The organism is Parvibaculum sp., assembly GCF_002684405.1.
GTDB lineage: Bacteria > Pseudomonadota > Alphaproteobacteria > Parvibaculales > Parvibaculaceae > Parvibaculum.
Genome location: NZ_NYVD01000100.1, coordinates 1 through 21,805, shown reverse-complemented (window position 1 = coordinate 21,805; position 21,805 = coordinate 1). Strand labels below are relative to the sequence as shown.

Below are 21,805 nucleotides of genomic sequence, written 5' to 3'. Positions count from 1 at the left end.
TCGGCAGCGCCATGCTGGTGCTGGCGGCGCTGCTGACCGCGACCGCCGACCGCAAGACCAATCACTTCGCAGGCGAGGCAAAAGGCAGCGCCATGTGGCGCCTCCTTCTCATTGCGCCCGCCGCGCTCCTCGTGAATTTCTTCTTTGCCGCCTCCGAAGAAGCACTCGTCACTTTCTTCCCGCTCTATTCGATGAAGCTGGGCATGGGCGAGAATGCCGCCGTCTCGCTCCTCACCATCTCGGCCATCGGCGCCATCTTCGTGCAGCCGCTGGTCGGCGTGATCGCAGACAAAGTGAACGCCTATGCCTTCATGACGCTTCTCGTCGTTCTCTCCATCGCAGGGTATGCGGCGCTGCCCTTCTTCCTGCCGGGCTTCATCGCCTCCGCCATTGCCGTCTTCGTGGTGGTGGGCTTTGCCAACGGCCTCTTCACCCTCGGCATGGTAGTGGTGGGGCAAAGTTTCTCAGGCCGGGAACTGGCTGGCGCTTCGGCCTTCACCACCGCCATGTGGGGCACGGGCGCGCTCTGCGGCGCGCCCTTTTCCGGCTGGCTGATGCAGGTCTGGGATCCGCATGGGCTGGTGCTGGCCGTTTGCCTGATCTATCTGATCTACCTGCCGTTCCCGCTCGTCGCATGGCTGCGCAGCGGCAACGCGGCACAGGCTGAATCCCCCACCTCCTGACATGGGGCTTGCCAGCGGACCTCATCCGGGTAATCTGCCCGGCTTTTTTCCGCGCAACGGACGGTCCCATGTCTTTCGCCTCGATCATGTCGAATCCGGCACTCCGCCCCTGGGGCGTTGAGGCGAAAGCGACGATTGTCCTCGCCTGGCCGCTGGTTCTGACGAACCTCGCCCAGATCCTCGTCAACTCGACGGATGTACTGATGATGGGCTGGCTGGGACCGGGCGAACTCGCCGCGGGCGCGCTCGCCTTCAATCTCTATTTCGCTTTCATGATTTTCGGCATCGGGCTCGTCAATGCGAGTGCGCCGCTGATGGCGTCGGAACTCGGCAAACGCAACCACGCCGTGCGCGAAGTTCGGCGCACGGTGCGGCAAATGCTCTGGATATGCATCGCCATCGCGCTGCCGGTCTGGATGGCATTGTGGCAAACGGAAGCGATCCTGCGCGCCCTTGGCCAAGACCCGAAGGTCGCCGCCAATGCCGCCGCCTATATGCACACGCTGCAATGGTCCTACCTGCCGTCGCTGGCCTATCTCACGCTGCGCTCTTTCCTCTCCGCCTTGCAGCGTCCCCGCTGGGCTCTTGCCGTCGGCACGGCCGCCGTCGCGGTCAACGCCTTCGCCAACTGGTGCCTGATGTTCGGCAATCTGGGCGCGCCCAATCTCGGCCTTGTCGGTGCGGGTGTCGGCAGCTTCATCACCTCGCTCTTCACGTTCGGCGCGCTGAGCCTTGTCGTGCTGACCGACAGACAGTTCCGTCGCTACTACCTCTTTGGCAATTTCTGGCGGGCCGACTGGGAGCGCTTCCGCGCGATCTGGAAGATCGGTGTTCCCATCGCACTGACCTCCACTTTCGAAGTGACGGTCTTCAATGCCGCCGCCCTTCTGATGGGGGTCATCGGCACGGCCGCGCTCGCCGCCCACACCATTGCGCTGCAGCTTTGCGCCGTCAGCTTCATGGTGCCGCTCGGCTTCTCGCAGGCCGCCGCCGTGCGCGTGGGCCGCGCCTATGGCGCCAATGACGAAACCGCGATGATGCGCGCAGGCTGGACACCCTTCATCATGGGCGTCGGTTTTATGGGAATGATGGCCATCATCATGATGTCTGTGCCGCATCTTCTGATCGGCGTGTTCCTCGATTCGGCCGATCCCGCAAACGCGAATGTGATCCCGCTCGCCGTGAGCTTCCTTTTTATCGCCGCGCTGTTTCAGGTCTTCGACGGCGCACAGGTGATCGGCGCAGGCATGTTGCGCGGCCTGCAGGATACGCGCGTACCGATGGTCTACGCCGCACTCGGCTACTGGATCGGCGGGCTCGGCGTCGGTGCACTGCTCGCCTTCCCGCTCCACATGAACGGCTTCGGTATCTGGATCGGTCTTGCAAGCGGCCTTGCGATCGTCTCCGCCCTGCTCACGCTCCGCTGGGCAAGGCGCGACGGGCTGGGCCTTACGCTGCCGCCCTGGGCAAGAAATCCGGCGTGACGGACATTGCGGCGCGCGGCGCCGCCGATATGATGCCCGGCACAATCCGTTTGCCTGCCCGCTTGCCTGCGCGGAAGCGGACAGGCCTCAGCATGATGGTGGGAAAAATTGCGTGAACTCTGGTGGAGGGTCGCTTGCGGCGTCGCTCTTGCCCTTTTGGTGGCAGGCGGCATCGGCAACACCGCATTTGCGGACGGGGAAATCGATGTGGAGGCGCATCCCCTTATCTGGAACCCCGACAACCGCCAGGAAACGAAAACCGGCGATCTCGAATGGGCCGGCGGCGTGGAGCTGACCTCCCCCGACGGGGATTTCGGCGGATGGTCGGGTCTCTCTGTCAGCGCGGACGGGAGCCGCCTTCTCGCCATTTCCGACAAAGGCCGCTGGCTGAGCGGCCGGCTTCTTTACGATGAGAGAGGCCGCATCTACGGCGTCGCCGATGCGCATATCGCACCGATGCTGGGCCTCGACGGCAAACCTGTCACCAGGACGAAACAACTCGGAGACGCGGAAGGCCTCACCGTGGATGGCGACGATCCACTTGCCTCGCAGGCCTATGTGAGCTTCGAGCGCGCGCACCGCATCTGGAAATACGACATTGCCAATCACGCGCTGGCTGCAAAGCCCCTGCAACTGCTCACCCAGCGCCGCCTTGGCCGCCTCGCCTTCAACGGCGGCATCGAGGCGCTCGCCTGGCATCCCGCCCGGCCGGGAAAGGACGATGCGGGCCTTGTCGCAATCACCGAAGATACGCTGAACCCGCGCGGCAATATCCGCGCCTTTCTAGCCGAAGGCCGAGACTTCCAGCGTTTCGAGGTAAAGCCGCACGCGCCCTACAAGCCGACCGATCTCACCCGGCTGCCCAATGGCGATTACCTGTTGCTGGAGCGGCGCTTCTCCGTCCTCGGCGGTGTCGGCATGGAAATACGCTACCTGAAAAGCGCCGCGCTCACGCCGGGAGCCCTCGTCGACGGACCCGTCCTCATCGATGTCGGCCAGAGCTACTCCATCGACAACATGGAAGGCCTTTCCGCGCGAAGCGACGGCAAGGGCGGGGCCTGGCTCTATATGATCTCGGATGACAACTTCAATCCGATCCAGCGCACCCTGCTGCTCATGTTCCACCTGCCGGCAGATACGATGAAGCGGCTCCATGGCGCACCGAAATCGGCGGAGGCCACGGAGATACCCCTCAGGGGCTCTCAATCCGCCGGAGCGCCCTCTCCATCACCGGACGGGCAGATACCGGACTGATCCCCGCAAAAGAAAAAGGCCGCCCCGAAAGGGCGGCCTTTTTACCGAATATCGTTGAGCGCCTGGTCAGGCAGCGGCGGTCGCCTGCTTCTTGGCGATGGCGCGCTTCACCTTCAGCGCACGCGGCGAAAGCTGACCGTCCGACGCGTTGAGCAGGAACAGGTCCAGACCGCCCTTATGTTCCACGGAGCGCAGCGCATGCGCGGAGATGCGCAGCGACACCTGCTGGCCCAGCGCATCGCTCAGCAGCGACACCTGACACAGATTCGGCAGAAAACGGCGACGCGTACGGTTGTTCGCGTGGCTCACATTATTGCCGGACATCACACCTTTGCCGGTCAGTTCGCAGCGGCGGGACATAGGGTCATTCCTCGAACATCGGGACGGCGATCACCTTGCAACTGGCGACCTGCTTAACGCCCCTGGTTGATACTGGGTTTCGGTCAAATATGTTGGGGCGCTGCGGATAGCCGCGCGCCACTTGAGCGGGGACGTATAAAAGGCGCTTCAAGCTCCGTCAAGGCCGGAAAGCGCCGAAAACCGGCCAGCCCCCGGGAATCCGCGAGATCAGTCCGCCGGCGGCACCTCAACACCCAGAACAATGGACAAAAGCCGCCGCGCGGCAGCGGTCGGCGTCTCGCGCCCCTCCGAAACGGCCGCCTCCAGCTCCGGCACCAGCCGGGAGGCCTCCGGATGGGCCTTCAGCGCCGAAAACAGGCCTTCACGGACTTCCGTCCACATCCAGGCGCGCGCCTGCGCGGCCCGCAGCGCATCCAGCTCTCCATCCTCCTGAAGCGCCTTGCGATGGCGCTCGATCGCATCCCAGACGCTCTCCAGCCCCTCATTCTTGAGGGCTGAGCAAAGCTGCACCTCGGGCGTCCAGGCGGCGTATTTGGGCCGCATCAGGTGGAGCGCCGTCTTGTATTCCATGCTGGCGCGTTTGGCCGCGGGCAACATGTCGCCATCGGCCTTGTTGACCACGATAAGGTCGGCAAGCTCCATAATGCCGCGCTTGATGCCCTGAAGCTCGTCGCCGCCGCCCGGCGAAAGCAGCAGCAGGAACATGTCCACCATGTCGGAAACCGCCGTCTCCGACTGGCCCACGCCCACCGTTTCGATCAGGATCACGTCGAAACCCGCTGCTTCGGCCAAGAGCATCGCCTCGCGCGTCCGCCGCGCCACCCCGCCCAGCGTGCCGCCTGAGGGCGAAGGACGGATAAAGGCATTGGGATCGCGCGCCAGAAGCTCCATCCGCGTCTTGTCGCCCAGGATGGAACCGCCGGTACGCGACGAGGACGGATCGATGGCAAGCACCGCCACGCGATGCCCCTTGGCCGTCAGCATGGTCCCGAAGGCTTCGGTGAAGGTGGATTTGCCCACGCCCGGCGCGCCTGAAAGCCCCATGCGTATGGCTTTGCCCGTATCCGGCAAAAGCAGGGCCAGAAGCTCCTGCGCCTTTTCCTGATGATCGGCCCTTGCCGATTCCACCAGCGTGATCCCGCGCGCCAGCGCGGAGCGGCTGCCCGCCCTGATCGCCTCGGCGATCTCGCCCGGATCGGTACTGCGTCGGTTGAAAGGCTGCGCGTCGGCCTTCATGGCGCCGGAATCTGTCGTCATCCTCGTTGCATAACCGTGCCCCGCGCCGCCGTCCAGCCCCCGAAAGCCGCCGGAAACGGGGAAAATGGCGGTGTTCAGCGGCGGTTCAGCTTCATTTCGCCATTCTGGGAAGCTGAAATAGGATAATTGCCGGGCCTTCGGGCCGGAAAACACGAAAGGGCCGCAACGTCATGTGGCGAGTTTTGACCGGAAACAGCGTATCGGCGCTGGCGCTGACGGGGCTCCTTCTGGGAAGCGCCGGACCTGCCCATGCCGAACCGAAAACGGCCGGAACGAAAATAGCCTCGGTCGAAACAACGGCCACGCCCCTTTCGCGCCCGCAAGCTCAGGCGAACGACAAGACCGGACGGTCGCTCCGGGCCGGATACACAGTCTATGTGGGCGGCTTCCTCGTCGCCAAGGGCACGCTCGATACCTGGATCGGGGGCGACAACTACAAGATGCGCGCGCAGCTCGGCGCGGCGGGTCTGCCGGCCGCCTTCTGGGACGGGCATTGGGATATCGGCGCGGAAGGCGCGGTCGACGGCATGCAGGTAAAACCGCAGCGCTACGTCTTCGTTTCCAGCGAGAACAACAAGACCAAGACCCGCCTCATGTCCTGGGACAAATCCGGCATGCCGGAGACGCGCAACGATCCCCCCGAGGGCAAGGTCTCCGTCCTGCCCGGCGAAACGCGCAACACGCGGGATCCGGTGAGCGCGCTTCTCGTGCCTGTCGCCGGGACCAAAAACCCCTGCGACCGTACGATCCGGATTTTCGACGGCAAGCGTCGCTATGACATCAAGCTGACCAAAGACCGCGAAACCAAAATCACGACCCGTGACCATGGCTATTCGGGTCACGCCATCGTCTGCAAAGCGGCCTTCACACCCAAGACGGGGACGGAGCGAAAGAAGTTCACCCAGATGCTCCGGCGTGACCGGGCGACGGAAGTCTGGCTAGCCCCGCTTGAGAAGGGGCGGCTCTACATGCCGGTCAAGCTGAAGATGCGCACGCCCATCGGCGGCGCCGTGCTGGAACTTGTGAGCCTCGAACCGCATGGCTGGGACAGCATGCCGCCCGTGCCGAAGAAGTTCAGCCAGGCAGACTGAACGACCCGGCGGCGCCGGATAATCCTGACAAAAAAGCCGGGGAATGCTCCCCGGCTTTCGCTTTTCTCGGAAGAGATCCGGATGCTTATGCGGCCTGTGCGCGTTTCTCGCGGACAATCGAAAGAACTTCCGCCGCGCATTCGGGGATATTCGTACCCGGACCGAAAATGGCCGACGCCCCGGCATTGCGCAGGAATTCGTAATCCTGCTGCGGAATGACGCCGCCGCAAATAATCACGATATCGTCCGCACCCTGTTCCTTCAGCGCCTTGGAAAGCGCGGGCACGAGCACCTTGTGGCCGGCGGCAAGGCTCGAAATGCCGATCACATGGACGTCGTTCTCGATCGCTTCGCGGGCGGCCTCTTCCGGCGTCTGGAAGAGCGGCCCCACATCGACGTCGAAGCCGAGATCGGCAAAGGCTGTCGCGATCACCTTGGCGCCCCGGTCGTGACCGTCCTGCCCCATCTTCACCACCAGCATGCGGGGACGGCGGCCCTCTGTCTCGGCAAAGGCCTCGATATCCTTCTGAATATTCATGAAGCGATCATCTCCTTCATAGGCGGAACCATAGACGCCCGAGATGGATTTGATTTCCGCGCGGTGGCGGCCGAAGACGGCTTCCATCGCATCGGAAATTTCGCCGACCGTGGCGCGGGCCCGCGCCGCCTCGATGGCAAGCTCGAGCAGATTCCCGCCCGACTTCGCACCCGCCGTCAGCGCCTCGAGCGCCGCGGTGCATTTCGCTTCGTCGCGTTCCTCACGCAGCTTCTTGAGACGCGCCACCTGAGAGTTCAGCACCTTGGTATTGTCGATATCGAGAATGTCGATCGGGTCAGCCTCGGCGGGACGGTATTTGTTCACGCCGACGATCACTTCCTCGCCGCGGTCGATGCGGGCCTGACGACGCGCGGCAGCTTCTTCGATCTTGAGCTTGGGCATGCCGCTTTCGACGGCCTTGGTCATGCCGCCCAGCTCTTCCACTTCCTCGATGAGCTTCCAGGCTTCCTCGGCCAGCGAATGGGTCAGCGTCTCGACATAGTAGGAACCGCCAAGCGGGTCGATGACATTGTTGATGCCGGTCTCGTGCTGGATCACGAGCTGCGTGTTGCGCGCGATACGCGCCGAGAAATCCGTCGGCAGGGCAATCGCTTCGTCCAGCGCATTGGTATGCAGGCTCTGCGTGCCGCCCAGCACGGCGGCCATCGCCTCGACCGTGGTGCGGATCACATTGTTGTAGGGATCCTGCTCCGTAAGAGACACGCCGGAGGTTTGGCAATGCGTGCGCAGCATGGAGGATTTCGGGTTCTGCGGCTTGAACTCCGACATCACCCGCGCCCAGAGAAGACGCGCCGCGCGCAGCTTGGCCACTTCCATGAAGAAATTCATGCCGATGGCGAAGAAGAAGGAAAGACGCGGCGCAAAATCGTCCACGCCCAGCCCGGCGGAAAGCGCAGCGCGCACATATTCGCGGCCGTCGGCGATGGTGAAGGCCAGCTCCTGCACCTGCGTCGCGCCGGCTTCCTGCATGTGGTAGCCGGAAATCGAGATGGTGTTGAAGCGCGGCATGTTCTTCGAGCAATAGCCGATAATGTCCGCGATGATCCGCATGGAGGGTTCGGGCGGATAGATATAGGTGTTGCGGACCATGAACTCTTTCAGAATGTCGTTCTGAATGGTGCCCGACAGCTTGTCCTGCGAAACGCCCTGCTCTTCCGCCGCGACGATGTAATTCGCCATGACGGGGATCACGGCGCCGTTCATCGTCATCGACACCGACATCTCGTCGAGCGGAATACCGTCGAAGAGGATTTTCATGTCCTCCACGCTGTCGATCGCGACGCCCGCCTTGCCGACATCGCCCACCACGCGCGGATGGTCGCTGTCATAACCGCGATGGGTCGCCAGATCGAAAGCGACCGAAAGGCCCTTCTGACCCGCCGCCAGATTGCGGCGATAGAAGGCATTGGACTCTTCAGCGGTCGAAAAGCCCGCATACTGACGGATGGTCCAGGGCCGCCCCGCATACATGGTCGCCTGCGGGCCGCGCGTATAAGGCGCAAAGCCGGGCAGCGTATCGGCATCGAAGCCTTCCCCGGCAAGTTTCTCCAGATCCTCGGCCGTATAGAGCGCCTTGACGTCGATCCCTTCGGGCGTATGCCAGACGAGGCTGTCCGAGCCCGCCCCCTTGGTCTGCTTGGCAACCGCCTCTTCCCAGTCTTTCAACGTCTTTTTATCGGCCATGGTCACTGTCCCGTACGAACGCTGCCGCAGCCGCGAGAGCTGCAGGATTTATCCCTAAATTTGGCGCGGAGTATCGACAATCGGACCCAGCCGGTCAAACCGCGCCCATACCCCCTCCTCAAAAGCAACGCGCCGCAACGTCAGCACGCCTCTGCCTGAGGATATTCCTGAAAATATCGTCACCATATCACCCTTCGAAATCCGCCCCGCAGCCTGTATGGTTTCGCTCAAATTGGAAGGTGGGAGATATCGGAATGCTTAATAGGGGCAATCGGCTGGCCTTGACCTTGATCGTGCTTGTGGCGGCGTCGCTGGGCATAACGGCCTGCAGCGACTCCTCCAGCTCCATGCGCCGGAACAAGGACGGCAAACTCGTCCCCACACTTGCCGGTCAGGATCCGCTGGGCACACTCTATGCCGGCTCGATCCAGAAAGCCGAACGAGGCGACTGCGGCCAAGAAACCATGGATGTGCTGACCTGCTTTGCCTATCGCGGCCACGGCTATGAGGGCGCCCAGACCGCGCTCGGCCAATGCCTGATCCAAAAGGGCGACGAGGCATCCGGCATCCAGTGGATCGAACGCGCCGCCAATGCCGGCTGGGCGGACGCTCAGAAGAACCTTGCCCTGCATTACGCAACCGACGGCGTGGATGCACCCTCCGCCATGGTAAAAGGCGCATTTTGGGCTCGCCTTTACCGCCGCAACGCCGCGCTGCTCTCCCTCGGCGTCACGCCCGACCCGGACGTCGCGGAAAAATTTCGGGGAAAACTGACGACTGAGCAGGCCAAAACCGTCATGGACCGCCTCAATGCTTGGTATCCGGAATATTGGACAGCCACCAGCCTGCCGGATCAGAGAATCCGTACATCCTGTCAGGTCGAAAGCCGACCGCGGCAACGCCCGGATCTGGACGAACTCAGGACGACGCCACCCAACCCCTATTGACGCTGGAGCACACGGGCCCCTGCCCGTTCAGGGAAACTTTACGTCTTGTTACTACCACTTGAGGGCTGGGCATTTTGATCGGAGGGCCCCGTCTCGATGGTGGAAAAGGCGCGAGAAAGGCAGAAGGAAAACGCTTCAGCGCGTTTCCGAACAATGCTGTCCGGCGCCAGAGCGGAAAGCACCAATATCGACGATGGCGAAAAGAGTGCAATTCGGCGCGAGCAGATCGCGTCGATGGTCCACGCCTACCGCCACTTCCCCTTCCTGTTTCCCACCTTCAGCGCGGGGCTTATCCTCACTCTGGAAAGCCGCTTCAGCTTCGACATCCTCCTGATCTGGTGGCTGGGTGTCGCCGCAGCGTCGCTCACCTATGCGCGGCTGACGGACCACATTCTCAAGCAAGGTCTCTATTCACGCGACTGGTCCGAGCCCATGCTGCTGTGCCTGCTGGCCACGGACGTTACCTGGCTTCCCGGCATCTATCTCTTCTGGGTACCTGAAGACCCGCTTCAATGCTTGACGCTCATGGTCGCAATGCTGGTCGTAGTGACCCTGTCCGTCTTCACCGGCAACGCAACGCGCAAGACCCTGATCGGCGCCTCTGCGCCTGCCATGATGGCGGCCCTGATTGCCGGCGCAGCATCGGGAGAGCCGATCTTCATGATGGTGTCGTTTGGCTTTCTGCCCGCCTATGGCTTCCTCCTCCATATTGCCGACACCACCAGACGATCCGACTTCGAAACGTTGTCGCTGCGCCTCAGCAATGCAAAACTGATCGAGGACCTCGCCGCGGCCCGCGACCGCTCCGAAACCGCGCGGCGGAATGCCGAAACAGCCTTTCGACGCAGCCATCGTGACGAAGCGCAATTCAGGTCGCTGGTCGAGAAGGGCTTCGACGCTCTCGTCATCACCAACCGCGACGGCATCGTCAAATTCGCTTCGCAAGGCATCAGGGAACTTGGATACGTTCCCGAGGAGATGCAGGGCCGACATCTGAGAGACCAGGTGCCGGAAGACCAGAAGCCGCAGGTAGACGAAGCGCTGCAGACGGCCGTGGCCGCAGAAGCGCCCGCCGATCTCGCCGAACTCCCCTTACGCGACCCGACCACCGGCAAAATTCGCTGGATCGAGGCCTCCGCCATCAATCTTCTCGACGATCCCGCGGTCAGCGGCATCCTGATCAATATCCGCGACATCTCTCACCGCAAACGCACGGAGAACGAACTGCGCCACCAGTTCAACGTGTTGCAGAAGCTGGCAACCGGCGCATCGCTGGCGGAAATCATGATCCAGCTGGCGCTGGGCGCGGAGGAAACCACGCCCGACAGCCGGGCGGCGGTCTTCCTCGTCGACGGTCAGGGCGATTTGACCACATGCGCCGCGCCCAGCATGCCCGCGGCCTTTGCCGATTCCATTGCGAATATCTGGCCGCACCTGAAGGCAGGGAGCTTCGGCAGCGCCACCATGAATGGCGAACAGATCGTGGTGACGGATCTTCAATCGATCGAAATGCACGGTAAGGTGGTCGCGGATTTCAGCATCGCCGCGGACATCCAGACAATCTGGTTCCAGCCGATCTTGATGGGAAAGGGGACTGTTGCGGGCGCCTTTGCCCTCTATTTCCGCGACAATCGCTGGCCCTCCGATGCGGACAATGATTTCCTGCGCGGCGCAACCAATATTGCCGGCATTACCATCGAGCGCCGCCGCGCCGAGCAGAACCTGCGGCGCGCCACCGAGGCCGCGGAACTCGCCAATCGTGCGAAAACCAAATTTCTCGCCAATATGAGCCACGAACTGCGCACGCCGCTCAACGCCATTATCGGTTTCTCCGAAATCATGCGCGAAGAGATGTTCGGCCCCGTCGGGACCGATGTCTACAAGAACTACGCCGCCGATATCCATGACAGCGGACGGCACCTGCTGAGTGTCATCGACGACATCCTCGACATCTCGAAAATCGAGGCCGGGCGCTACACGCTGGAAGAAAGCGAACTCGACCTGAACGAAGTCATCGCCTGGTCGATCGAGCTGACGCGCCCGAAAGCGCAGGAAAAGCGGCTGAATATCTGTCGCGAAGCACCGCCTCATACGCCCCATTTCATGGGCGACCAGAGAGCGTTGCGGCAGATCCTGCTGAACCTCCTCTCGAATGCGATCAAATTCACACCGGAGGACGGCGCTATTCATGTGGGGCTGGAAAAGAACCCCGAGGGCGGCCTCACCCTCTACGTCCGGGACAATGGCGCCGGCATTCCGCCCGAAAACCTGAAGGAAGTCGTGGAGCCTTTCGCACAGGTCGGCGATACAACCTCGCGCGACCATGGCGGAACGGGCCTGGGCCTTTCCATCACCCGTTCGCTGGCGGAAATGCATGGCGGGTCGCTGACGCTGGAAAGCGAACTTGGCTGCGGCACAAGAGTTGCCGTCAACCTGCCCGCCTCCCGTCTGATCCAGACGGATCAAACCCCGAAAACGGAAACGGCCGCAAACGGCTGATACCGATTGCGGCCGCTACCTGCTTTGGCGGGAACCCTATTCCGCAGCTTTTTTCTGCTTCTGGCTCGCCCCGATGAAGCCGAAGAGGTGACCGCCCACCTTGCGGATCTGGATCTCCTCAGCACCTTCCGTGATACGATAGCGCCTGTGATGCCGGTAGATATGCTCGAACGGCTTGTGGCGCGAATACCCCATGCCGCCATGCACCTGCATCGCCAGATCGGCCGCCTGGCAAACCAGACGGTTCGCCCGGTAGTTGCACATGGACACCCTGTCCGAAAGGTGGCGCGCCACTTCCTTCTTGGACATCTGGTCCATCTGCCAGGCCGTCTTGTAGATCAGGGAGCGGATCATCTCGGCTTCCGTATGCGCTTCCACAAGCGGAAACTGGATGGCCTGGTTCGACGCTAGCGGCTTGCCGAAGGGCGCGCGTTGCTTGGCATATTTCACGCTCTCATTGATGCAGTACTGCGCCGCACCGACGCCTGATGCCGCCTGGCGGATGCGGTTTTCATGCACGAAGTGCTGGGCAAGCTCGAGCCCCCGATCCGGATCGCCCAGGATCGCCGTTTCCGGGACCCACACATTGGTGAAGGAAACGCGGGGATGATCGGTCGGCATGTTGAGGGTCCAGTAGTACTCCTCGACTTTCACGCCGGGCGTATCTGTCGGAACGATGAAACAGGCAATCCCGAGCGGGTCGCCGTCATTGCCGCCGATCCGCGCGAACACGAAGTCATGCGTCGCGACATGCATGCCCGTATTCCACATCTTCTCGCCATTGATGAGCCAGCCATCAACGCCGTCGCGCTTTTCCGGCTTCGCATGGGTGTCCATCCAGGTCGCATCCGAGCCATGTTCGGGTTCGGTCAGGCCGAACGCGACGCGAACCGAGCCGTCCAGCGATCCCGGAATGAACGTCTTTTTCTGCTCATCCGTACCGAAATCGCGGAACATCAGCACCGTGGGAAAATTCCCGACGATCGAACTTTCGTTCTGAAGATCGTTGTGCAGGCCCAGGCCCTTCGCTGCCAGATGCTCGCGGATGACGGCCATTCCGAGATTGGTGCCATCCTTGCCGCCATATTCTTTCGGCAGCGCATAGCGAAGGTGGCCGGCCTCATCGGCGCGTTTGCGCATCTTGCCCAGAAGTTCCTCCCATTCATGGCGGGGAAGCCCTTCATTGTCCCAGTCGGTACGAGCATGCTCGCGGCGATGGTCGAAGAAGCGGATATTGTCGTCCTGCTCCTCCAGCGGCTTGATTTCCTTCTCGATGAAGGCGTCGAGCTCGGCCAGATAGTCCGTCAGCTCTTTCGGCAAGGTGAAGTCCATTGCAATCCTCCCATGGATTTCGGGCCTGTTCCGGCCCGTTTTTCAATAGCGAATAGGGTCACTATAGACTTCCAACAGGCCCGCGAAAGGCCCGGAAAACCTGCCCCAGCATGCCCCTGCGTTAACCCCTTGTCCGCCTAACTCGTTGTGGGCACACAAGATTTAGCCGTGAACGAAAACGGAAGATGGAACGGTCATCGATTCGGACATGATTCGTTCGCGCAATATTCCGAAAGTTAACGCCGCAGTTCTTAACGTGACATTCCGTCACGCTCGCCGCGCCCGGCATTGCGGGCGCGGCAGGATCGAAGAGACTTGCACACACCCCGTTTTGTGAGATGGTGCCGACAGCATCATGAGTAGCGCGTCCACCTCCACCGCAGACCAAAACGAACGGGCCGTCATCGCGGCACGCCGACCGGTCACGGCGGTTCTCGGCCCCACCAACACCGGCAAGACCCATCTCGCCATCGAACGCATGCTCGGCCATCAATCGGGCATGATCGGCCTGCCGCTGCGCCTGCTCGCGCGCGAAGTCTATGACAGGGTCGTAAGGGCCAAGGGGGCGCGCGAAGTCGCTCTTATCACCGGCGTGGAAAAGATCGCGCCGCCTACCGCGCGCTATTTCATCTGCACGGTCGAAGCGATGCCGCAAGACCGGGAAGTGGACTTCGTCGCCATCGACGAAATCCAGCTCGCCGCGGATCGTGAGCGCGGCCACACCTTCACCGACAGGCTGCTGCGCTGCCGGGGCCGCCACGAGACCATGCTGATGGGCTCGGATACGGCGCGGCACCTGATCGGCCGGCTCTTGCCGCGCACCCGGTTCATCAACCGGCCCCGCTTTTCGGAACTTGCCTGGACCGGCTCGAAGAAACTGACGCGCCTGCCCCGCCGCAGCGCCATCGTCGCGTTCTCCGCCGACCAGGTTTACGCCATCGCCGAACTCATCCGTCGTCAGCGCGGCGGCGCGGCCGTGGTGATGGGCGCGCTAAGCCCGCGCACCCGCAACGCCCAGGTCGCTCTCTACCAGTCGGGCGATGTCGATTTCCTCGTCGCCACGGACGCCATCGGCATGGGCCTCAACATGGATGTGGACCATGTAGCCTTCGCCTCCACCGCGAAATTCGACGGACGCCAGCATCGCCCACTCAGGGTCGCGGAACTGGCGCAGATCGCCGGCCGTGCCGGGCGCTATATGAATGACGGTACTTTCGGGGTCACCGCGGACGCCGTTCCTCTGGCCGATGACATGATCGAGCGGATCGAAAATCACCAGTTCGATGCCGACCAGGTCTTCCAGTGGCGCAATCCCGATCTCGATTTCACCTCCATGGATGCGCTGATCCGCAGCCTCGAAGTCCCGCCCCGCCAGCATGGGCTGACGCGCGGCCCGGTCGCCGACGACCTTGAGGCGCTGACCCGCATGAGCCGCGACCATGAGGTTCGCGACGCGGCAGCCAGCCCTCACGCCATCCGGAAGCTCTGGGAAGTGGTGCAACTTCCCGATTTCCGCAAAACGATGGCCAGCGAGCACGCAACCCTTCTGTCCAGGATCTATCTGTTCCTGATGCAGCCCGAGGGACGGATACCGGACGACTGGTTTTCTACCCAGCTCGGACGCCTGGACCGCACCGATGGCGACATAGACACACTGGCCGCCAGGCTGGCGCATATGCGCACATGGAGCTATGTATCCAACCGTTCCGGCTGGTTGCATGATCCTGTGCATTGGCAGGAGCGCGCGCGTACGATAGAGGATAAGCTTTCGGATGCGTTGCATGAGCGGCTGACGCAGCGGTTCATCGATCGTCGCACAAGCGTGTTGATGAAGCGGCTACGCCAGAAAGAGGATTTAATGGCGGCGGTTAACAGTGACGGTGAGGTCCTGGTCGAGGGCGAATTCGTGGGTCGTCTTCAAGGGTTCGTTTTCGTACCCGACCCGAGGGCGGAAGGGGTCCACGGCAAGGCGCTTCGCGCCGCCTCCGATGCTGCGCTGGCGCTGGAGATCAATGCCCGCGCGGCGCGCCTGACGGCGGCGCCCGATGCCGACATTCATCTTTCAGAGCACGGAAGGATCATCTGGGAAGGCCAGCCGGTCGCCAGCCTTCACGCAGCCGACGATCCGCTTCTGCCCCGCGTGGAATTGATCGCGGGCGATGAACTGGCAGGGCCGCCCAAGGAAAACCTCCAGACCCGGCTTCAGGCGTGGACGCGCATGCACGTCAACCAGGTCCTTGCGCCGCTGACGGGCATGCGGGACGCCGAAGATGTCGAAGGGCTTGCCCGCGGGGTGGCTTACCGCCTGGTCGAGAATTTCGGATCGCTCCGCCGCGAAGCCGTATCGGAAGATATCCGCGCCCTCGACCAGAATGCGCGCGGCCAATTGCGCAGGCATGGCGTGCGCTTCGGCGCCTACACGATTTTCATGCCGGCCTTGTTGAAGCCCGCGCCCGCGCGGCTGTTGCTCACGCTTTGGGCGCTGGCCCGCAAGGGTGTCGAGGATCCCTTCGCGGATCTTCCCGCCCCGCCCACGCCCGGGCTCACCTCCGTACCGGCGGACAAGACCGCGCCCGATGGCTTTTACGATGTGCTGGGCTTCCGCGTCTGCGGCGAGCGTGCCGTGCGCGTCGATATGCTGGAACGTCTGGCCGACCTGATCCGGCCGGTGATTGCCGAACGCCGCTATAACGGCGGCTTCGTCGTCAATCCCGACATGATGTCGCTTGTGGGCTGCTCGGGCGAGGAATTCGCCAGCCTGCTGCGCGGTCTGGGCTATCGCTCTCAAATGGAAAAGATAAAGCTGCCGAAAGAAGAAGTCGTGGCAGCACAGTCGGCGTCCGGAGAGCAGACCGAGACCGCGTCCGGCACGCAACCGGACACTACTTCCGAAACCGGTGATGCAACAGCAAACGACGCGCCCGCGGCCGACACCCCGCCAGAAACAGAACCGGAAACGCTAGAAGCACCAACGGAAGCAGCTGCAACACCTGAGGCGCCCGTTGCTCCGACAGAAGCTGCCCCGACCGAAACTGCCGCGCCGGAAGCGCCGACCGCCGAGACACCCGAGGCCCCGGCGACGGAAACATCGCCGGAAGCCGCTCCGGCAAGCGATGCAGCTCCTGCCGAAACGCCAGCCGGTGAAGCACCGCAAGCCGCCCCAGCATCTGAAACGGGCGCGGGCACTGAGCCCGAAGCGGAGGCAGCAAATGCGGAAGCCGGCGAGACCGAAACTGTGGAGCTTGAAATCTGGCGCCCCCAAAGGCGGCACCAGGGCGGCAAACCGCAGCGGCAGGCCCGGCGCGACGATGACCAGCCACGCCGGCGGCGCCCCAAAGGCGGCGACAAAAAGGGCGGTGCGGAAACCCGGTCGGGCAAACCGCCCCGCAAGGATGGCGGCCCCAAGAAGCCGCGCAACAACCGCGGCCATGGAAAACCGGAACGCGAAAAAGCGCCCGATCCCGACAGCCCCTTCGCAGCGCTTGCCGTTCTGAAGGACCGCCAGAAGCAGAACTGACACCCGGCAGATGCCCTCATCGCGCGACAAGGACGGCCCATCTCCGCAAGACGGACCCCATGAGGCCGCCCCCCATGAAGCGGGTCAGAGGGTCGACCGATGGCTCTGGTATGCACGCTTTGCCAAGACACGCAGTATTGCCGCGACGCTCGTCCGGAGCGGCAAGATGCGTGTCAGCGGCGACCGTATATCGCGGCCGAGCCGGCTTGTAAGACCGGGCGATGTGCTTACCTTTCCTCTAGGAGCGCATATCCGTGTCATACGGATCAGGGGGCTTGGAACGCGGCGTGGCCCCGCGCCCGAAGCAAGAGAGCTCTATGACGACCTCGACCCGCCGCCCGAACGCCGTGCAACGCCGGATTCCAACGGATCCGCTTCCCGGCAATCTTCCCCTTCACAGACAGCGCCCAGAGCCCCCGGTGCCGGACGCCCGACCAAAAGGGAACGCCGGGCCACCGACCGCCTGAAATCGGACGGATCGCTAGAGGAGAAATAATTCTCCATTTTTTATCCGTGGTTGAAGAGGTCTCACCACTCGTGTATGGACAAAACGAATGATCGAAAAACTCAAATCCTTCCTCCAGGGAGCTCCAAGCGAAGCCGAGGACAAATCGGACGAGTTGCAGATCGCCGTCGTCGCCCTGCTGATCCGGGCGGCAACGACGGACGCGAAGTTCGGCGAGGAGGAGCGTGCGGCCATTCGCCGGATTGCTCTCCAGTCCTTTTCGCTCGAAGAAAAGGATCTGGACCACCTGATCGGCGAGGCCGAAAACGCCGAAAACGAGACCATGGATCTTCACCGCTGGGTGCAGACCATAAAAAAGGCCTATGACGAGGAAGAGCGCATAGGTCTGATCGAAAAGATGTGGGAAGTGGTGTATGCCGACGGCGTACTCGACGACTACGAAGCCAATTTGTTGCGGCGCGTCGCGGGGCTGATATACGTTCCCGACCGCGCGTCGGGGCAAGCCCGGCAGCGTGTTTTGGCGCGGCTCGGCCTGGAATAAGGCCAGGGTCTAGGAATTGAAGCGGCACGGGCATGAAAGCCCCGCCGGATGACCGTACAGATCGCCGCCAGCGGAGCGGCATCTGCGATTTGGAGTGTGCGATGACCTATATCGTGACTGAGGCATGCATTCGCTGCAAATACATGGATTGCGTGGAAGTCTGCCCCGTGGACTGCTTCTATGAGGGTGAGAACATGCTGGTCATCCACCCCGATGAATGTATCGATTGTGGCGTCTGCGAGCCGGAATGCCCCGCCGAAGCCATCAAGCCGGACACCGAGCCCGGCCTGGAGAAATGGCTGGAACTCAATACGGAATACGCCTCCAAATGGCCGAACATCACCATCAAGCGGGATGCGCCCGAGGATGCCGACGAGATGGCCGGGATCGACAACAAGTTCGAGAAATTCTTCAGCGCCGAGCCCGGCGAAGGCGATTGAGCGGCAAGTCGAATAGATAATTAGATCTATAACAACGGGGCGGCCGGAACGGGCCGCCCCTTTTGTTTCCGCGCCGCATGAATCGTCCGTTTACGACGCAAAAAGACCGAAATTCCGCCTATCCCACTGTGTTAACTGCGTTTTTGCCGGGGATATCTTCCAATTTCACGCTTTTCGTGCTATAGATAAAGCAACGCAGGAATCCCGCGCAGTTAACGCTGACGCGAACCGAGCATCGAGGCTGTTACCCTCAAAGGCGGAGCTCGAAGCGCTTCGCCTTTCGCCTGTCCTTCCAGGCGTCCCTGAAGCGGAGCGGGCCTTGTCGGTTGACTGAAACGGTAATTTTCGCCGGATCGGTCAACGGCCCCGCAGGAAGAGTGCTTGCCCGGAACACCGTTTCGGACATCCTCCTCGTTCGCTGAAAGAAGCCCTGCCCTTATCGGCTGTGGCTCCGGGTACACCAGCCCCTGTTGTCGGCAGATCGGTCGAAACTCCGTTTGGGTTTCCTGGAAACTTTTGAGCAAGGCAGAGCTGCTTCTCCAAATTCCGTGACTCGAATATTGGCGGGATCCCGACCGGACCGGCGGGCGCATTGGAAGTTGGCACTGCCGAAGACATGGCCTGGCGACAGACCGGAATGATGGCCTGGAATGGCCGGCGGACTGGATCCGCCAAAGGCTCCGGCCAATGAAGGAAAAATCGATGGCGACGAATACCAAGAAGGCTGCGAAAACCACGTCCAAGGCCTCCACCGGGCGGGCCAAACCGGCCGCATCCCGGACGGCCAAGACGGCGACCAAGGCCAAAGCGGCAAAACCCGCGTCGAAGCCGAAGGCAGCGTCGGCCAAAGCCGCGACGGCCAAGACCAAGGCGACGAAAACCGCCCCCGCGGCGAAACCCGCAGCCAAGAAGACGACATCGAAGGCAAGCACCGCCAAGAAGCCGTCCGCCAAGCCCGCGGCCGCCAAATCGACGGCGACAAAATCCACGGCAACCAAGGCGACGGCTGCCAAATCGGCCACGGCCAAGAAGGCGACGACCGGCAAGACGGCCAAACCCGCTGCAAAGCCTGCGGCGGCGAAGAAGCCTGCGGCCAAATCCACGACCAAGGCAGCCGGCAGCAAAACCACGGCGGCAAAATCGGCCAATAGCAGCAAGCTGAAAGACGCGGTGCAGAAGGCCAACGAAAAATCCGCTGCCGCCAAATCGGCTGCCAAGGCGAAGGAAACGGCCAAGCCGAAAGAGACCGCAAAGCCCAAGGAGGCCGTGAAGGCGAAGGAGCCTGCCAAGGCCCCCGCGGCGAAGGTGGAGAAGCCGAACTTCAAGGCCAAGGAATTCGTGGTCTATCCGGCGCATGGTGTCGGGCAGATCCTGGAAATCGAAGAGCAGGAAGTGGCCGGCCATACGCTGGAACTGTTCGTCATCAACTTCGACAAGGAGAAGATGGTCCTGCGTGTGCCGACCAACAAGGCGACCGCTGTGGGCATGCGCAAGCTGTCGGACGCCAATGTGGTCGGTTCCGCCATCGAAACGCTGCGGGGCCGCGCGCGCATCAAGCGCACCATGTGGAGCCGTCGTGCGCAGGAATATGAGGCCAAGATCAACTCCGGCGACCTGATCTCCATCGCCGAGGTGGTCCGCGACCTCTATCGCTCCGAGCGCCAGCCCGAGCAGTCCTATTCGGAACGCCAGCTCTACGAAGCCGCGCTCGACCGCATGGCCCGCGAAGTCGCCGCCGTGGAGCGCGTCGGCGAAGATGTGGCGATCGAAAAGGTCGAGAAAGCCCTGCAGGGCGACAACAAGACCTCTTCCAAGTCGGAGGAAGAGAGCGAAGCGGCCTGATCCGCGAAACCGCTTATTCTGAAAGGCCCGGCTCACGCCGGGCCTTTTTTGTGCGCCCTCGCCCTCCCGCGCGACAGGAGGTTGATCCGAAACGCTTTCCCGGCCGTATCAAGACCGGAAGGGCATTCGCCACACGCCTTTCCGCGAGAATTCCCCCGGCCAAGGCAGGAGAGGCTCACATGACGCATCAGGAAACCGGCGACAGCCAGAGCGCCAACCGTCGTTTCACGAAGCAAGCCATGAACGTGCCCCTGCTGGAGCCCGAGCGCGAGTTCGAACTCGCCTGCCGATGGAAAGACGAGCGCGACGAGAAAGCGCTTCACGAACTCACCAGCGCCTATATGCGGCTCGTCATCTCGCTGGCGACCAAATTCCGCAATTACGGCCTCCCTTATGCCGACCTTGTGCAGGAGGGGAATGTCGGGCTGATGCAGGCCGCCGCCCGGTTCGAGCCTGAACGGGGCGTGCGCTTTTCCACATATGCGCGCTGGTGGATCAGAGCCTCCATCCAGGACTATGTCTTACGCAACTGGTCGATCGTCCGCACCGGCACGACGGCCGCGCATAAGTCTCTTTTCTTCAATCTGCGCCGCCTGCGCGCGATGATCGACAATGGCGGCCGCGAAAACCTTTCAGAGGACGAGCGCATCTTCATCGCCGAGAAGCTCGGCGTGGGCGTCAAGGATGTGGAGGCGATGCAGGCCCGCCTTTATGCCGGCGACAGGTCCCTCAACGCGCCCTTACGGGATGCGGAAACGGAAGAGGGATCGCTTGAATGGCAGGACATCCTTGCCTGCGACCGGGCATTGCCGGAAGACGCCGTCATGGAAACCCATGACAGTCTCCGGCGGTCTGAATGGATCGAGGAGGCAATGGGAACCCTGAGCGAGAGAGAGCGCCTCATCGTTCGCGAGCGCAGGCTTCAGGAAGATACCGTAACGCTCGAAACGCTTGGGCACCGTCTGGGCCTTTCGAAAGAACGCGTCCGGCAGATCGAGCATCACGCCATCGACAAGATGCGCAAGGCCCTGCTGGAAAAACTGCCCACCACCAGCGAAGCGGCGCTCACGGACTTCACAGGCTGACAAGCAGTCTACCGGGTGATGATCTTCACACGCTCGCCGCGGCGCAATGTCTGGGCCGCATCGAAACCGTTCAACACCCGAAAGCGCTGCTCGCGATAGGACGAAAACGCCATCCGCCTGGCGAGAGAGGCGACCGTCTGCCCGGAGCGCACTTTCACGATCTTCACGCGCCGCGGCTTTACGCGGGACGCCTGCGCTTTGCTGATCCGGTGAAAACTTCCGACCAGACTTTGCAGCGCTTTGTCATACCGTCCGCCGACCTGCGGCAGCGTACCGAGCAGGAAGCGATAGACTCGCGTCGGCGAATATTCGATCACCACGAGCCTGGCATTGTAGTTATTCACACGGGCGAGCGCGCTCGCCGCATTCATGCCGTTGAGCTTGAAGCGACGCAGATTGCCGATCCTCACATTCCTCGCCCAGCTATTCGCCAGATAGGACGCGACCGGGACCCCCGCCGCTTTGGTAGCACCATCGAATTTTGCAATCGTCTTTTCAGGCCCTGTCACCATCACGGCCTGGGTCGAATTCGAAATCCGGAACCCCTTCGGCACCGAGAACGAGAAACGCAATTGCGGATGGACGAAACGATTGCCGTCGACAATGCCCTGAGAGGGACTGTCGCCATAGATCATCCCGTTGATATGGCTGAGATAACCATTCCGGTTCCGGCGCCCCTTGCCCGGCGCGATACCGGTCGCCCGGGCCTCGGCACGCGCCGCTCTTACCCGGTCCGGCGTCGGCGGATGGCTCGCGAACCAGCTC

Annotated in this window: 15 protein-coding genes and 2 pseudogenes; 12 read left to right on the top strand and 5 right to left on the bottom strand. The window is 62.4% G+C overall.

Annotated elements, in window-relative coordinates; translation table 11 throughout:
- The 3 genes from CMI59_RS08875 to CMI59_RS08865 form a co-directional block, all read left to right on the top strand.
- Positions 1-683: MFS transporter (locus CMI59_RS08875; RefSeq protein ID WP_293327381.1), on the top strand; the 683-nt coding region annotated here is incomplete at its 5' end.
- Between the two features lie 68 nt (positions 684-751).
- Positions 752-2,167, top strand: a complete 1,416-nt coding sequence (locus tag CMI59_RS08870) for an MATE family efflux transporter (RefSeq protein ID WP_293327378.1) — start codon at positions 752-754, stop codon at positions 2,165-2,167.
- 108 nt (positions 2,168-2,275) lie between these two features.
- Positions 2,276-3,421: an esterase-like activity of phytase family protein gene (locus CMI59_RS08865; RefSeq protein WP_293327376.1), complete on the top strand. Its 1,146-nt coding sequence runs from the start codon at positions 2,276-2,278 to the stop codon at positions 3,419-3,421.
- A gap of 66 nt (positions 3,422-3,487) precedes the next feature.
- On the opposite strand, the gene rpmB is transcribed toward CMI59_RS08865, so the two are convergent.
- Complete coding sequence (gene rpmB, locus CMI59_RS08860; protein WP_293327373.1) at positions 3,488-3,781, bottom strand: 50S ribosomal protein L28; 294 nt, start codon at positions 3,779-3,781, stop codon at positions 3,488-3,490.
- Between the two features lie 207 nt (positions 3,782-3,988).
- Complete coding sequence (meaB, locus tag CMI59_RS08855) at positions 3,989-5,038, bottom strand: methylmalonyl Co-A mutase-associated GTPase MeaB (protein WP_293327370.1); 1,050 nt, start codon at positions 5,036-5,038, stop codon at positions 3,989-3,991.
- A gap of 182 nt (positions 5,039-5,220) precedes the next feature.
- On the opposite strand from meaB, the gene CMI59_RS08850 reads away from it, so the two are divergent.
- The gene (locus tag CMI59_RS08850; RefSeq protein WP_293327367.1) at positions 5,221-6,129 is read left to right on the top strand and encodes a DUF3108 domain-containing protein; all 909 of its coding nucleotides are present in this window, start codon (positions 5,221-5,223) and stop codon (positions 6,127-6,129) included.
- 85 nt (positions 6,130-6,214) lie between these two features.
- Here the strand turns inward: CMI59_RS08850 and scpA are convergent, their stop codons facing one another.
- Positions 6,215-8,371 (bottom strand): methylmalonyl-CoA mutase, encoded by a 2,157-nt coding sequence (gene scpA / locus CMI59_RS08845; RefSeq protein WP_293327364.1) that lies wholly within the window; start codon positions 8,369-8,371, stop codon positions 6,215-6,217.
- A gap of 254 nt (positions 8,372-8,625) precedes the next feature.
- On the opposite strand from scpA, the gene CMI59_RS08840 reads away from it, so the two are divergent.
- Entirely contained in the window at positions 8,626-9,318 is a 693-nt protein-coding gene (locus CMI59_RS08840; protein ID WP_293327361.1) for a hypothetical protein, read from the top strand.
- A 96-nt stretch (positions 9,319-9,414) separates the two neighbouring features.
- Positions 9,415-11,817, top strand: a complete 2,403-nt coding sequence (locus tag CMI59_RS08835) for a PAS domain-containing sensor histidine kinase (protein WP_293327360.1) — start codon at positions 9,415-9,417, stop codon at positions 11,815-11,817.
- Positions 11,818-11,853: 36 nt separating this feature from the next.
- On the opposite strand, the gene CMI59_RS08830 is transcribed toward CMI59_RS08835, so the two are convergent.
- On the bottom strand, positions 11,854-13,149 hold the full coding sequence (locus CMI59_RS08830; protein WP_293327357.1) for an acyl-CoA dehydrogenase family protein: 1,296 nt from the start codon (positions 13,147-13,149) through the stop codon (positions 11,854-11,856).
- Positions 13,150-13,504: 355 nt separating this feature from the next.
- On the opposite strand from CMI59_RS08830, the gene CMI59_RS08825 reads away from it, so the two are divergent.
- From CMI59_RS08825 to CMI59_RS08800, 6 genes and pseudogenes are all read left to right on the top strand, one after another.
- Positions 13,505-16,666, top strand: coding sequence for a helicase-related protein (locus tag CMI59_RS08825; RefSeq protein ID WP_293327354.1), 3,162 nt, complete (start codon positions 13,505-13,507; stop codon positions 16,664-16,666).
- 85 nt (positions 16,667-16,751) lie between these two features.
- Positions 16,752-17,162, top strand: a pseudogene (locus tag CMI59_RS08820) (RNA-binding S4 domain-containing protein); the annotation flags it as partial.
- Positions 17,163-17,220: 58 nt separating this feature from the next.
- Complete coding sequence (locus CMI59_RS08815; RefSeq protein ID WP_293327351.1) at positions 17,221-17,673, top strand: TerB family tellurite resistance protein; 453 nt, start codon at positions 17,221-17,223, stop codon at positions 17,671-17,673.
- A gap of 101 nt (positions 17,674-17,774) precedes the next feature.
- Positions 17,775-18,113 carry a ferredoxin FdxA gene (gene fdxA / locus CMI59_RS08810; protein ID WP_293327348.1) on the top strand — a complete coding sequence of 113 codons (339 nt, stop codon included), beginning with the start codon at positions 17,775-17,777 and terminating at the stop codon, positions 18,111-18,113.
- 702 nt (positions 18,114-18,815) lie between these two features.
- On the top strand, positions 18,816-19,955 hold the full coding sequence (locus CMI59_RS08805) for a CarD family transcriptional regulator (protein ID WP_293327345.1): 1,140 nt from the start codon (positions 18,816-18,818) through the stop codon (positions 19,953-19,955).
- Between the two features lie 179 nt (positions 19,956-20,134).
- Entirely contained in the window at positions 20,135-21,040 is a 906-nt protein-coding gene (locus CMI59_RS08800; RefSeq protein ID WP_293327342.1) for an RNA polymerase factor sigma-32, read from the top strand.
- Positions 21,041-21,048: 8 nt separating this feature from the next.
- Here the strand turns inward: CMI59_RS08800 and CMI59_RS08795 are convergent.
- Positions 21,049-21,805 (bottom strand): annotated as a pseudogene (locus CMI59_RS08795) (metalloprotease); the annotation flags it as partial.